General features: G+C 59.4%; 10 protein-coding genes and 1 tRNA gene. 8 read left to right on the forward strand and 3 right to left on the reverse strand.

All coding sequences use genetic code 11. From position 1 onward, the window contains the following. Positions 1-79 precede the first annotated feature (79 nt). Positions 80-1471, forward strand: a complete 1392-nt coding sequence (locus SIB42_RS00855; RefSeq protein ID WP_067095582.1) for a hypothetical protein — start codon at positions 80-82, stop codon at positions 1469-1471. Between the two features lie 52 nt (positions 1472-1523). Then, positions 1524-3344: a precorrin-3B C(17)-methyltransferase gene (gene cobJ / locus SIB42_RS00860; protein ID WP_067095579.1), complete on the forward strand. Its 1821-nt coding sequence runs from the start codon at positions 1524-1526 to the stop codon at positions 3342-3344. 16 nt (positions 3345-3360) lie between these two features. Here the strand turns inward: cobJ and SIB42_RS00865 are convergent. Next, positions 3361-3434 (reverse strand) — tRNA-Pro (locus SIB42_RS00865). Between the two features lie 18 nt (positions 3435-3452). Between SIB42_RS00865 and lipA the strand changes: the two genes are divergently transcribed. Next, on the forward strand, positions 3453-4331 hold the full coding sequence (gene lipA / locus SIB42_RS00870; RefSeq protein ID WP_067095218.1) for a lipoyl synthase: 879 nt from the start codon (positions 3453-3455) through the stop codon (positions 4329-4331). A 3-nt stretch (positions 4332-4334) separates the two neighbouring features. On the opposite strand, the gene SIB42_RS00875 is transcribed toward lipA, so the two are convergent. Together SIB42_RS00875 and gltB are read right to left on the reverse strand one after the other, a co-directional pair. Further along, entirely contained in the window at positions 4335-4640 is a 306-nt protein-coding gene (locus SIB42_RS00875; protein WP_067095215.1) for a YciI family protein, read from the reverse strand. A gap of 15 nt (positions 4641-4655) precedes the next feature. Next, positions 4656-9254 carry a glutamate synthase large subunit gene (gene gltB, locus SIB42_RS00880; RefSeq protein ID WP_067095212.1) on the reverse strand — a complete coding sequence of 1533 codons (4599 nt, stop codon included), beginning with the start codon at positions 9252-9254 and terminating at the stop codon, positions 4656-4658. A gap of 98 nt (positions 9255-9352) precedes the next feature. Here gltB and SIB42_RS00885 point away from each other — a divergent pair, with 98 nt between their 5' ends. The 5 genes from SIB42_RS00885 to fusA all read left to right on the forward strand — a co-directional run bounded on the left by SIB42_RS00885 (position 9353) and on the right by fusA (position 14576). Further along, positions 9353-11047 carry a phosphodiester glycosidase family protein gene (locus SIB42_RS00885; protein ID WP_067095209.1) on the forward strand — a complete coding sequence of 565 codons (1695 nt, stop codon included), beginning with the start codon at positions 9353-9355 and terminating at the stop codon, positions 11045-11047. 41 nt (positions 11048-11088) lie between these two features. Beyond that, the gene (locus SIB42_RS00890; RefSeq protein ID WP_067095206.1) at positions 11089-11415 is read left to right on the forward strand and encodes an AIR synthase; all 327 of its coding nucleotides are present in this window, start codon (positions 11089-11091) and stop codon (positions 11413-11415) included. A gap of 76 nt (positions 11416-11491) precedes the next feature. Then, complete coding sequence (rpsL, locus tag SIB42_RS00895; protein ID WP_066904579.1) at positions 11492-11866, forward strand: 30S ribosomal protein S12; 375 nt, start codon at positions 11492-11494, stop codon at positions 11864-11866. A gap of 79 nt (positions 11867-11945) precedes the next feature. After that, on the forward strand, positions 11946-12416 hold the full coding sequence (gene rpsG / locus SIB42_RS00900; RefSeq protein WP_066904590.1) for a 30S ribosomal protein S7: 471 nt from the start codon (positions 11946-11948) through the stop codon (positions 12414-12416). 84 nt (positions 12417-12500) lie between these two features. Beyond that, positions 12501-14576, forward strand: coding sequence for an elongation factor G (gene fusA / locus SIB42_RS00905; protein ID WP_067095203.1), 2076 nt, complete (start codon positions 12501-12503; stop codon positions 14574-14576). Positions 14577-14584: the final 8 nt, after the last annotated feature.

Consider the following 14584-nt stretch of genomic DNA (forward strand, 5'->3'; position numbering starts at 1 on the left):
GATCTATTTAATGCAAATCATTCCCAATAGTGCGTCCTTCCCATCGGTGCCCAGAATGGGTCGAATCAAGCTTTGGCCCATGGCGGCATCAGGCCGGACGTACCACCTTCATCACTGGCTGCAGACTCTGCTTGCCCTGTGGATCATGGTGGTCCCCGCCGCAACCGCGCAGGCCTGGCCCTGGGGAGCAGACAGCTCAGGCGATGGAGAGCGCTCTGCAGAGATCATCAGTGTTTCTTCACCTTCCGGGCGACTGCAGGAAGTCAGTCCCCCGGGCGCTGTGCAGCAGCTACAAGCAGCGCTAAGCAGCCATACCCCCCGACTTGAACTGATCAAACCCTCCGATGGCGCCCTGCTGAAAACCGGTGAGGTGCAAGTCACGTTGCGGATCCAGGATTGGCCGTTGGCTGAGGATCCACAACTGGGCCTTGGAGCCCATGTGGCCCTGCAGATCGACGACGATCCACCACTGCGTTTCTGGCACGCCGAAAACGATCGACTGCAGATCACGCTTCCCGGTCTCACCCCGGGGAGTCATCGCTTTACGGCCTATGCGGCCATGCCCTGGGGTGAAGCCGTGAAATCTCAGGGAGCCAGCCTCCAGTGGCGACTGGATCTCCTGCAGCAGCTTTCAGGAACGCAGCCGAATCAGGATGCTCCCTGGCTTTCAGTAGTCAGCCCCTCGGATCTCAGCAACGGTGATCCTTTGCTGATCGACTGGCTGATCTGGAACGCCCCGCTGCAGAACCTACGGGAGGGGGATGGCCGCTGGAGGCTGAGGATCAGCGTGAATGGCGACAGTTTTTTGGTTGACCGCCAGGAGGCTCTTTGGCTGAAAGCATCAGGCAACGGGAATGGCAGCGTGCAGATGGAACTGCTGGATGGTCTTGGCGATCCGATCACTCCGGTCTTCAACAATCAATTACGAGCCACCGCAGCGCGTCCCGGCCTCCGTCCGATTTGGATGCAGTCGAAGCTGAGCGATGAGCAGATGGCGCGTCTGCTTGGCGTCGCCATTCCTGAAACAGAACAGTCACCTCAGAGAGACGCAACACCGCCACAGACTGCGCTCAATCCTGACTCTGAAACCGAAACTGAGACTAAAAAGTCCATCCAAGACGACCCTTCAGCACCGATCAACACACCGACCGCACCAAGAGTTGAGGAACCAACATTTGAGGAATCAACCATTGAGGAGCCAACCATGGAACAACAATCCATGGATCCAAGCCCGCAGCAGATCGACTCCTCGCCTCCGGCCATCACGGCTGACGATGAGCTGCCAGTGCTGCCTGATCAGTCAGCCGCCGACAGCGAAGAACCGCTGGCGACCAGCAAAGCCGACAAGGCTGCGCCCGAGCGAAGCATCAGGACAACAGAACCGGCATCCGAGCCAGAGAAGCTACGGATCACCAGCAGCCTGGGAGGATCAGCTAGGGAGCTGTTGAACGAGGATGGCACCCAGCGCTGATTCCCTGAGGCCACTAGCCCTGAACGCTGTCGACACCACCTTCATCCAGCTGATGGAAGCGCCACTCGCACTGGGCCTATCCGTGAGTGCCTGGCCCCTCCTTCAGCAGCTGCAACAGGCGGGACAGGCGGATCGGGTGGGATTAACACCTCTAGCCGCCGCAGCACTGCAAACCTCTCCCAGCGACTTGTTGGTCGCACCGGCTGCGGAATTTCTGAGCGACCAGTGGCGGAGGGGTGGGCCCACAATCGTGATCGGAGCCATGGGTGCCGTCACACGACTGATCGCACCGTTGCTGAGCGGTAAGCAGAACGATCCTGCCGTGGTGGTGATGGATGCTCACGGTCAAAACATCGTGCCCCTGATTGGTGGTCATGCGGCAGGAGCGGAACAGCTGGCCCATGCACTGGCTGCGGCACTAGGCGGGCAAGTGGTGCTGACCGGTGATGCAGCGAGCCAGGAGCGACTGGCTCTCGACGCCTTCGGAGAAGCCTGGGGATGGGTGCGTGGCGGCACGCCGGAAGCCTGGCATGACCTCATGCTCTCCCAGGCCTCTGGACCAAGCCTCAATGTTGTTCAGCAAACAGGAACGGACCTCTGGCGCAGTAGTACCGCTGGTCAACACTTCGGCGTTACCGCTGACTCCGAACACGGGATTGCGCTCGCCATCGGTCCACGCTCCGACGGGGCTCCCTGTCGCTGGCACCCAGCCACGCTCTGGATCGGCATCGGCTGCGAACGCTTGAGCTGCCTTGCATTGATTCAACGAGCTGTGGATCGCTCTCTTCAGTCCGCAGGACTGGCCAAGGAGTCCGTGGCAGGCATCAGCAGCATCGAGGCCAAGGGTGACGAGCCGGCTCTGCTGGAGTTCTGTGAGCATCAAAATTGGCCGTTACGACTGTTCGGCGCCGCTGCCCTCGCCGATGTCGCCGTGCCCACGCCCTCTGAAGTAGTGAAGGCGGAGATGGGCACAGCATCCGTTGCGGAAGCCTCTGCAGTTCTGGCATCAGGAGATGGCGCAAAGCTGTTGCATTCCAAGCGGATCTTCCATGCCGAGGGCGGCGAACAGGGTGCCGTGACGGTGGCGATCGCAGAGGCTGCTCATCCCTTGGCAGCCAACAAAGGAGAGCTGCATCTGGTTGGCAGTGGGCCAGGGTCACTGCAACTGCTCACTGCCGACGCCCGCACAGCGCTCAGCCGCTGCGTCCTCTGGGTGGGATATGGCCTTTACCTGGATCTGCTTGAACCGCTGCGTCGTTGCGATCAAGTCCGATTGGACGGACAACTCACCCGTGAACGGGATCGCTGCTGGCAAGCACTGGATTTGGCCCGTCAGGGCGCCCGTGTGGCACTGATCTCCTCAGGAGACAGCGGCATCTACGGCATGGCTGGGCTGGCGCTGGAGCTTTGGATGGACCTGCCTGAAACAGAACGTCCTCGCTTCCAGGTGCATCCTGGCCTCTCCGCACTGCAACTGGCTGCCGCAAGGGCAGGGGCACCACTGATGCACGACTTCTGCACCATCTCTCTGAGCGACCGGCTCACGCCCTGGCAGGTGATCGAACGACGCATCGAGGCAGCTGCCTCCGGCGATTTTGTGGTTGCGATCTACAACCCTCGCTCCAGGGATCGCAACTGGCAGCTGACAAGGGCCCGGGAGATTCTGCTCTGCGCGCGTCCGGAGACGACTCCTGTGGTGATGGCTCGCCAGCTTGGACGCAGTGACGAGCAAGTCAGTCTTCACAGCCTGGGCAAGCTGCGGCCTGAAGACGTAGACATGCTTACGGTGTTGGTGATTGGAAACAGCAGCAGCCGAGTCCAGGACGGCCGCATGGTGACCCCAAGGGGTTACCCAGGTGCCACTCTGAATTGATGACGACCTAGTGCAGTCGGGATGACAGGATTCGAACCTGCGGCCCCTTCGTCCCGAACGAAGTGCGCTACCAAGCTGCGCCACATCCCGATGGCCCGACTGTAGAAGATGACCTCAGTTCTGAAACCTGACTGGTTGCGCGTCAAAGCCCCTCAGCGGGAACGCATCGGAGCTGTTGCCGACCTGCTTCTTGACCTCAAGCTCAACACGGTCTGCCAGGAAGCAAGTTGTCCAAATATCGGTGAATGCTTCGCCGGGGGAACCGCCACATTTCTGATCATGGGGCCGGGCTGCACGCGTGCTTGCCCCTACTGCGATATCGACTTCGACAAGAGCGTTCGAGCGCTGGACCCCACCGAACCGGAGCGTCTTGGCGAAGCGGTGTCGCGGCTGAAACTCAAGCATGTGGTGATCACCTCGGTGAATCGCGACGATCTGAGCGATGGAGGAGCGAGCCAGTTCGTTGCCTGCATTGAGCAGGTGAAACGACGCTCTCCCTTCACCACAATCGAACTGCTGATCCCCGACCTTTGCGGCAACTGGGACGCACTGGAAACGGTGATGGACGCCGCGCCGCATGTGCTCAACCACAACATCGAAACCGTTCCACGCCTTTACAGACGAGCCAGACCTCAGGGCAATTACGAACGCTCTCTGGAGCTGCTGAAACGGGTGAGAGATGGATGGCCCAGGTCGTACAGCAAATCAGGTCTGATGGTGGGCCTGGGAGAAAACGATGAGGAGGTGATCGAAGTGTTACGCGACTTGCGCGCCCACCGCGTCGACATTGTGACCATTGGCCAGTACCTCTCTCCCGGCCCAAGACACTTACCTGTGAACCGCTTTGTGACTCCGGAGCAGTTCGACCGTTACCGGCTGATTGGTGAACAAGAGCTGGGTTGCCTGCAGGTGGTGAGCAGCCCACTCACACGCAGCAGCTATCACGCCGGCGAAGTACAGCGGCTGATGATCAGCCACCCACGCTGACGATCAGAGCTCATAACCGCCGATCTGGATCCATTGCTGCAACTGCCAGTTCACCAGTCCGGCCTGAATCATCGGATCGTCTTGAACCCAGCGGTGAGCGTCTTCAAAGCTACTGGCTTCAAAGATCAAGAGCCCACCTCCGCCTGGCCGCTGCTCACCATCCACCAGATAACCACTGTGGATGCGACGTCCGCTGTTGCAATGGGACATCACCCATTGGCGATGAGCCTCAAGATGAGGCCGCTTCTGCTCAATGGGCAGGGCGGCCGTCTCCGAGGTGAAGGTTTCGGTCTTGATGAACCAGGGCACGGTGCGGAAGAACGATCAGGCCGCAACCGCCTGTTTGTCGGCAAGCCCCATGGCAGCCCGTTCGCTGGGGGGGACCAGAACCTTGAAACGGCTCCTTGCGGCAGACCAGTCAGACAGAAGATCCGAAGCTTTCTCACTGCCGGTGGCCGCGACGTGAAGCTCAAGCAGACCCTTGAGCGTGGCCTCCTGCTCAGATGTGGTAATTGGGCACACCTCCACGATCTCCGGGTTCACGCGTGGCGTGACCCGGTCACCTTCATCGAGAAGGAACGTCACGCCTCCGGTCATCCCAGCGCCAACATTGCGACCAGTGCTGCCAAGCACCACCACAATGCCACCAGTCATGTATTCACAGCAGTGGTCGCCGGCACCCTCAACCACCGTGCAGGCGCCGCTGTTACGGACACCGAAACGCTCACCAGCACGCCCATGAGCGAAGAGCTCACCACCGGTTGCTCCATACAGACAGGTGTTGCCAAGAATCACCTGGTCACCAGGATTCGCAGTGGAATCCGATGGCACAAGCGTGATGCGACCGCTGTTCATGCCCTTGCCGACATAGTCATTGGCTTCCCCTTCAAGGCGCACATTCATGCCCTGAACGAGAAAGGCCCCAAAGCTTTGACCAGCAGCTCCACGGAAGGTGAGATCAAGCTGGCCCACGAAGCCACGATTGCCGTAGCGCTGGGCAATCTCACCGGCCAGACGAGCGCAGACACTCCGGTCGGTGTTGATGATCTCAACCGTGCGGCGAATGGATCGCTGACTGTCAATGGCCGCCATCAGCTCGGGGTCGGCCAACAGTTGGTCTTCGAGAATCGGCCCATTGCCGTGGGCTTCAGCACTGTGGGTCAACCATGAACGATCTTCAGAACCACTGATCGGTGCCAGAAGGCTAGAAAGATCCACGCACTTGGTTTTGGCCAGCGAAACGCCTCTGGGCTTGAGGAGGTCGCTGCGACCAATGAGATCCTCCAGTCGGGCCACACCAAGCAGACTCATCAGCTGGCGCACCTCTTCGGCGACGTACCAGAAAAAATTCACAACGTGCTCAGGAACTCCCGTAAAGCGCTGACGCAGGTTCTCTTTCTGTGTCGCCACTCCAACCGGGCAGCTATTGAGGTGACAAACACGCGCCATCACGCAGCCTTCGGCGATCATGGCGATCGAACCAAAGCCATATTCCTCAGCACCGAGCAGAGCAGCGATCACCACATCCCAGCCGGTCTTGAGACCGCCATCGGCTCTGAGCAGAACTCTGTCGCGAAGGCCATTCTCGAGCAGAGAGCGATGCACTTCTGTGAGGCCCAGTTCCCAGGGCCCACCCGCGTGCTTGATCGAACTCAGGGGGGAAGCACCTGTGCCTCCGTCGTGGCCGGAGATTTGGATCACGTCCGCGTTGGCCTTGGCCACCCCGGCAGCGATCGTGCCGATACCGATCTCGGCGACCAGCTTGACGCTGACCGGCGCCGAAGGATGCACCTGGTGCAGATCATGGATCAGCTGGGCCAGATCTTCAATCGAATAGATGTCGTGATGAGGTGGCGGTGAAATCAAAGCGACACCAGGCTTGCTGTTGCGAAGCCAGGCGATGTACTTGTCCACTTTCGGCCCGGGGAGCTGGCCACCTTCTCCAGGCTTGGCACCCTGGGCCACCTTGATTTCCAGCTGTTTCCCGCTCCTGAGATATTCAGCCGTCACACCGAAGCGTCCTGAGGCGATCTGCTTGATCGCAGAGCAGGCGGTATCCCTGTTCTGAAGCCCGCCGATGCTGGGGAAAGCAACGGACCGGCCGTCGCCATCCACATCGCTCAGCACCTGGAAGCGAGCAGGATCTTCACCACCTTCGCCGCTGTTGCTCTTACCGCCGATCCGGTTCATGGCCACCGCCAGAACCTCGTGAGCTTCACGAGATAGAGCTCCGAGGCTCATACCGCCGGTACAGAAACGGGTGCAGATGCTTTCCACGCTCTCCACCTGATCGAGGGGCAACGGCGAGGACGCGACATTGAACTCCAGCAGGTCACGCAGCGCCATCACCGGACGGTTCTCCAGCAAGGTCTTGTAGGTGGAGAAATGGTCATAGCCAGGACCCTGGGCCAAAGCCTTGTGCAGGGCCTTGGAGAGTTCAGGGTTGTTGCGGTGATACTCCGCACCATTGCGGTATTGAACAAAACCCATGAATTCGAGCTTGCTGCGGTTCAGCTCGGGGAAGGCCTTGGCATGCATGGAGAGTGTTTCGTTCGCCAGTTCCGCAAGGGTCATGCCGGCAACCCGACTGGTCGTGCCGCTGAAAGCGGTCTCGATCACATCGGCTCCGAGCCCGATCGCCTCAAAGATCTGAGCACCGTGATAACTGGCCAGAAGCGAAATTCCGATCTTGGACAGAATCTTTCTGAGGCCGTTTTCCAGAGAGACACGCACATTGGCCTGAACCTGATCAGCACTCAGGTCGGGAAGCTTTCCCTGCTCAATCCGTTTTCTGGTTTTGGGGTGTTGGAGCCAGTGGCGGGTGGTCTCCCAGGTCAACCACGGACAAACTGCACTGGCGCCGTAGCCGATCAGGCATGCCATGTGATGGGTGCTCCAGCACTGAGCAGTGTCCACCACAAGGGAGCAGCGCAATCTCAACTTGCGGCGCAACAGATGGTGGTGGACGGAGCCAACGGCGAGCAGTGCCGGCATCGCCACCGTGGTGGCCGTCAGGGGTGTGGGCTCAGCGTTGGCATCAACGCGGTCGGAGAGCACCAAAACCTGAGCCCCAGCGTGCACGGCTTGCTCAGCTGCCTGGCACAGGGCATCAAGAACAGCTTGAAATCCACCGGTGCAGGATTCAACCGCCACCTGGGTAGACAAGAACTGAACCGGGAGACCTTGCTGGCTGATCTCTTCCAGCTCGGCCTCATTGAGAACCGGGGTATCGAGATGAATCACCGAAGCTGCTTCCGCCTGAGGTTTCAAGGCCGGACGACGCTCACCGAGATGCATCTCCAGGCTCATCACCAGTTGTTCCCGCAGGGGATCGATCGGTGGATTCGTGACCTGCGCGAAGCGCTGCTTGAAATAGTCGTAGAGCAAATGGGGCTTGTCTGAGAGCACCGCCAGTGGGATGTCATCCCCCATGCAGAAGGTGGGCTCCTTTCCTAAGGAGGCCATATCGCCGATGATCAGATCGAAATCCTCTGCGGTGAAGCCCATGGCGGTCTGCAGTCTCAGCAGATCGAGTTCTCCGACCTGCTGAGACTGAGTCCAAGCTTGCGGACGGACATTGCGGCGGTATTGCTCCAACCAATTGCCGTAGGGGAAACGTCCAGCGGCGTCTTCCTTGACCAACCAGTTGTCAAGGAGTTGGCCTGTCTGCAGATCCACCGCGAGCATCTGACCTGGACCGAGCCGACCTTTCTGGACCACGGTCTTGCCGCTGAGATCGACCACACCGGTCTCGGATCCCATGATCACGAAGCCATCCTCCGTGGAGCACCAGCGAGCTGGACGCAGGCCGTTGCGATCCAGGGTTGCTCCAACACGCTTGCCGTCAGCGAACACCAACAGAGCCGGGCCGTCCCAGGGCTCCTGGATACCAGCGTTGAATTCATACATGGCCGTCACATCAGGACGGCTGTCGAGGTCCGGCTGGTTGCGGAATGCTTCAGGGACCAGGGTGATCAGGCTGTCGGTGACGGAACGACCACTGCGCACCATCAGCTCAAGGGTGGCGTCGAGGTTGGCTGAATCGCTGAAAGCTGGATTCACCACGGGGTTGAGGTCGTCCGCAGCTTCTCCCCAGACGCCAGCGAGGCTGGCTTCAGAGGCCTTCGCCCAATTGAGATTGCCCAGCAGGGTGTTGATCTCACCGTTATGCCCCAACAACCGCATCGGCTGGGCCAGGGGCCAGCGGGGGAGGGTATTCGTGCTGAAGCGCCGGTGATACACCGCGAAGCTCACTTCAAAGCGGGAGTCCCGCAGATCGGCGTAGTACTGAGCGAGCACTTCCGATCGCACCATGCCCTTGTAAACAACCGTTCGGCTGCTCAGAGAAGCCACATAAAAAGCGCGTGAGCCCTCGAACCCCCACGCTTCCCTGGCCCTGGCTCCAACACGGCGCCGGAGACGCAGAAGAAGCGCCTCGAAGGCATCACCTTCAGCGTCCCCCTTAACCAACCACTGCTCAATTACTGGAGCCGTTTCACGGGCCAGAGGCCCAAGCACTGCTGCATCGACAGGCACCTCGCGCCAACCGGCGAACTGCAGACCAAGTGCAATAGCTTCCTCTTCAAAGAACTGTCGAGCCTGCTGGCGACGTTCAGCGTCTGTGGGCAGGAACATCATTCCCAGCCCTTTGGCGTCAGCGGCTTCCGGCCAGATTGCCCGGAGATAGGTCCATGGAATTTCACACAAAACACCCGCACCATCTCCGGAGTCAGAGTCACCCCCACAACCACCGCGGTGTTCCATGCAACCGAGGCCACGCAAGGCCTGCTTCAGCACCCAATGGCTGGGATGCCCTTGCATCTGCGCTAAGAATCCCACTCCACAGGCGTCCTTCTCACCGGCCACTGCCTGGGGCGCAGCGCTGTCGCTGTAAGGCCAGGAGGAGCCGGTGAGGTGTGTCATGACCTGGATAAGAGTCGGGCTGATCCCGTTTTGGATGCAACATCCATCACGGTGCAAATTCGATCCTAAGGATTGGCCACCCCAGCTAGCGTCAGCGGATGTTCCTGTCGCCTCCTCCTCCAGTCCCGCTTGCCGAAGTGCGCACAGCCGACCGGGTGAACGGCAGCGAAGTGAAGGTCGCAGGCCTTGCATCCAAGGGGGCATGGCAGTGGGTCGGAAACGACCAACGCTCACCAATCCAGCTCTGGATCCCTCTGGATGTGCTGATCGGTCGACTCGGCTTCCAGCGGGTTCGTAGTGAAGGAGGGGAAGCACTGGAGTGGTTTGGTCAACGCGTCCCTCTACAAACACTGATCAAGCGCTCTCTGGACGATGAGGTAGCGATTGACGCAGCACCTTGGTTCAAGCGATTCAATGTCGCCAGCAGCCATCGACAGGGTGTCCTGTCGATTTCACTGGAAGCACCCAGGGTTCAGAAGCTGCGTCAGGGCCGCGGGAGCACAGCGGGGCGACTGGTCCTCGATCTCAGCGGACCTGCGCTGATGCAACGGCAGAACGACGACCTATTACTCGGGGTGTCGATCACTGCCGCCCAGGACGCCAAGTTGCATGCAATGGGCCTGAAGACCAAACGCGAAAGGCAAGGTCTGCGAATCGAGGGACGAGCCGATCGTCCGACGCTCACTCTTGCAACACCCTGGCGGATTGTGATTGATGGATTGAGTAGCTCCCGCACCACCCGAGTTCGTTCGTCGAGGAATGGATTGCAGTCGGCTCTGCTCAACCCAGAGATCCAAGCGGCACGCCGCAACGGGCTGGTGCTGGAAGCCCGCACGTTTCGTGTGGGGGTAAAACCGGTGACAATTTTCAGGGCAGGTGTTCCCTTCAACAGCAAATCGCTCGAACTGCGACCACTCGCTGCTCGTGGCGAACAAACCGGGATTCGATTTCTCAGCCAACTGGCCCAGCATGAACAGGCTTTGTTGGCCGTGAATGGGGGGTTCTTCAATCGGGTTCGTCAGCTTCCCCTGGGCGCCCTGCGTGTCGATGGAACGTGGCTTTCAGGACCCATTCTCAACCGGGGAGCGATCGGCTGGACAGCAGGACAAAAGCTTCTGTTCAACCGTCTGCGCCTCGACCAGTCCATGCAGATCAATGGAGGCCGTCGCTGGGGCCTGGGGTTTCTCAACAGTGGCTATGTGCAACGAGGCTTGAGTCGCTACACCCGGGCATGGGGGCCGGTCTACAAGGCCCTGAGCGGCGAGGAGAAGGCCATCACCGTGAAGGATGGCGTCACCATCAACCTCCACAATCGCGCCGAATTGAGCCGGGGGGTTCCTCTGACACCCGGAGCGTCCCTGATCGTGTCGCGCGCTGGAACACCGCTTCCCGCTCAACCTGGTGATCGGGTCAGCATCAGCCTGCAGCCATCCAATCCAGTCGGAGAGCAACCGCAAGTCCTGGCTGGAGGACCACTTCTGATGAAAGATGGTCAAGTTGTGCTGCGCGGTCGTCAGGAAGGTTTCAGTGCCGGATTCCTGTCCCTTGCAGCTCCTCGAACGGTCGTCGCCCAAGACCGCAGTCGTATATGGCTGATGACACTCAAGGGCACTTCAGGCAGTGATCCCACGCTGCTGGAAACGACGCTGGCCCTTCAGCAGCTGGGCATGCTCGATGCCCTCAACCTTGACGGTGGGAGCTCTACGACGCTTCTAGCAGCAAATCGAACGGTGATGACCGGACGCGGCGTGACGCCCAGGGTTCAGAACGGTCTTGGGCTCGTTCGCCACTGAACAACAGCTGGCACACTGGACGCCTTCCCGAGCATCGGTCCATGGGCTCCACGCTGCAAATCACCGCAACTGCAGCCGCCGAACTGGGGCGACAGGCCGCTGTTGCAGGCACCCCCGGAGTGATGCATCTGGATCTCACGGCAGGGCACTGTGAGCGCAATGTCATCCGTCTACAGCCAGGTAGCCTCAATGGAATACCCGCCGCTCGGGCCGAGGGAGTGACCCTGCATGTTCCCGATGCCCAGCAGGCATTGCTGGAGGGGCTGACACTTGACTATCGAAGCGACATCAGTGGCGGAGGCTTTCTGATCCTGAGCAGCGATGCAGTGCGTTGCTGCGCCTGCGGCAGCGCTTTCAGCCGCCTTTGATCAGATCGGGCAGGTCGAACCGGTATTGTGGTGGATTGTCGAACAGGTCGGATCTCCGGCCGCTACGCGACCGTCGATGCCAACCATTCAGCAACTGATCCGGACCGAGCGTCAGAGCTCAAAGGCGAAAACCAAATCGCCAGCTCTGAAAGCCTGCCCCGAACGCCGTGGTGTTTGCACCCGTGTGTACACGTCCACTCCCAAAAAGCCCAATTCGGCTTTGCGCAAAGTGGCCCGTGTGCGCCTCACCTCCGGATTCGAGGTCACCGCCTACATCGGCGGCATCGGCCACAACCTGCAGGAGCACTCGGTTGTGCTGATCCGCGGCGGTCGCGTCAAGGATCTGCCTGGAGTTCGCTACCACATCATTCGCGGAACCCTTGACACCGCAGGAGTCAAGGACCGTCGTCAGTCCCGTTCCAAGTACGGCGCCAAGTCTCCGAAGGAATGATCGCCAACGATCCACCTTTCAGGATCGTGATCTGCCCGTCACCTTCACCCTTCTCCGTTCCTTTTTCATTTGACAGTCCATGTCACGCCGTAACGCCGCCGTCAAGCGCCCGGTTCTCCCCGATCCCCAGTTCAACAATCGACTCGCCACCATGCTTGTGGCTCGGCTGATGAAGCATGGGAAGAAGTCCACGGCACAGCGAATCCTGTCCGATGCCTTCAGCCTGATTGGCGACCGCACCGGTGGCGATCCCATCGAACTCTTCGAGACGGCCGTGAAAAACGCGACTCCTCTTGTAGAAGTACGTGCCCGACGCGTCGGCGGTGCCACCTATCAGGTCCCCATGGAAGTCCGCCAGGAGCGCGGCACAGCCATGGCTCTGCGCTGGCTTGTGAGCTTCTCCCGTGCTCGCAACGGCCGCAGTATGGCTCAGAAGCTTGCTGGTGAACTAATGGACGCTGCCAATGAAGCCGGCAGTGCCGTTCGCAAGCGCGAAGAAACCCACAAGATGGCCGAAGCCAACAAGGCTTTCGCTCACTACCGCTACTGATCCAACACCGCTCTGAAGCCTCGTTTGCTCAGGGCGGACCTGTAGGATCTCACCGCCTTTTTACGCCCCACCCCGGAGTTTCCTGTGGCTCGCGCCTTTCCCCTGGAACGCGTCAGAAATATTGGTATCGCTGCCCACATTGATGCGGGCAAAACCACCACGACAGAGCGCATCCTGTTCTATTCAGGTGTGGTTCACAAGATCGGTGAAGTGCACGATGGTGCAGCGGTGACCGACTGGATGGCCCAGGAGCGCGAGCGGGGCATCACGATCACGGCTGCGGCCATTTCCACCAGCTGGAAAGACCACCGGATCAACATCATTGATACCCCTGGTCACGTGGACTTCACCATCGAGGTGGAGCGCTCTATGCGTGTTCTCGATGGTGTGATCGCTGTGTTCTGCGCCGTTGGAGGCGTCCAGCCTCAGTCAGAAACCGTCTGGCGACAGGCCGATCGCTATTCCGTTCCCAGGATGGTGTTCGTCAACAAGATGGACCGCACTGGTGCAGACTTCCTCAAGGTCCACGGTCAGATCAAGGATCGCCTCAAAGCCAATGCTGTTCCGATTCAGCTGCCCATTGGCGCTGAAGGCGAGCTGAGCGGCATCATTGATCTCGTGGCCAACCAGGCACACATCTATAAAGATGACCTCGGTCAGAACATCGAAGTCACCGATGTTCCTGCTGACATGAAGGATCAGGTGGATGAATGGCGCAACGTCCTGATGGAAACCGTTGCCGAGAACGACGAAAACCTTATTGAGAAATTCCTGGAAACCGGTGAGCTCTCGATTGATGAACTGAAAAATGGCATTCGTGAAGGCGTTCTGAAGCATGGTCTCGTGCCTGTGCTTTGTGGCTCCGCCTTCAAGAACAAGGGTGTGCAGCTTGTTCTCGACGCAGTTGTCGACTACCTTCCCGCCCCTGTTGACGTCCCCCCCATTCAGGGTGTGCTGCCAGACGGCAAGGAAGCCGTTCGTCCGTCCGACGACAAAGCCCCCTTCAGTGCTTTGGCCTTCAAGGTCATGGCTGATCCCTACGGCAAGCTCACCTTTGTGCGGATGTACTCCGGTGTGCTCGAGAAGGGCAGTTATGTGCTCAACTCCACTAAAGACAGCAAAGAGCGCATCTCCAGATTGGTGGTGCTGAAGGCCGACGATCGTGAAGAAGTCGATGCACTGCGCGCCGGCGATCTGGGTGCTGTTCTTGGTCTGAAGAACACAACCACCGGTGACACTCTGTGTTCCGTGGAAGATCCGATTGTTCTTGAGACTCTGTTTGTTCCGGAACCCGTCATTTCCGTGGCAGTCGAGCCCAAAACAAAGGGCGACATGGAGAAACTCTCCAAAGCTCTTGTCTCACTGGCTGAAGAAGATCCCACCTTCCGGGTCAGAACTGATTCAGAAACTGGCCAGACCGTGATTGCCGGAATGGGAGAGCTCCATCTGGAGATCCTGGTCGACCGGATGCTGCGCGAATTCAAAGTGGAAGCCAATATCGGCGCTCCTCAGGTTTCCTATCGCGAAACCATTCGCGCCTCATCACGAGGCGAGGGCAAGTTCTCTCGTCAGACCGGTGGTAAGGGTCAATACGGCCACGTCGTGATCGAAATGGAGCCGGGCGAACCCGAATCCGGCTTTGAATTCGTCAACAAGATTGTTGGCGGTGTCGTTCCCAAGGAATTCATCAAGCCCTCCGAAATGGGCATGAAGGAGACCTGTGAGTCCGGCGTGATCGCCGGATTCCCGATGATCGACGTCAAAGTGACCATGATCGACGGTTCATATCACGATGTGGACTCGTCGGAAATGGCATTCAAAATTGCCGGTTCGATGGCCTTCAAGGATGCGGTCAAGAAGTGCAACCCAGTGCTTCTTGAGCCGATGATGAAGGTCGAGGTCGAGGTCCCCGAGGATTTCCTCGGCTCGATCATCGGCGACCTGTCCTCCCGCAGGGGCCAGGTCGAAGGTCAGGCAATTGACGATGGCACGTCAAAGGTCTCTTCCAAGGTGCCCTTGGCCGAGATGTTCGGCTACGCCACCGAGCTCCGATCCATGACCCAGGGTCGGGGTATTTTCTCGATGGAATTCAGCCACTATGAGGATGTTCCTCGCAACGTGGCCGAGGCCATCATTTCCAAGAATCAGGGCAATTCCTGATCTCTACC

Source organism: Synechococcus sp. MIT S9508, from assembly GCF_047303045.1.
Classification (GTDB): domain Bacteria; phylum Cyanobacteriota; class Cyanobacteriia; order PCC-6307; family Cyanobiaceae; genus Synechococcus_C.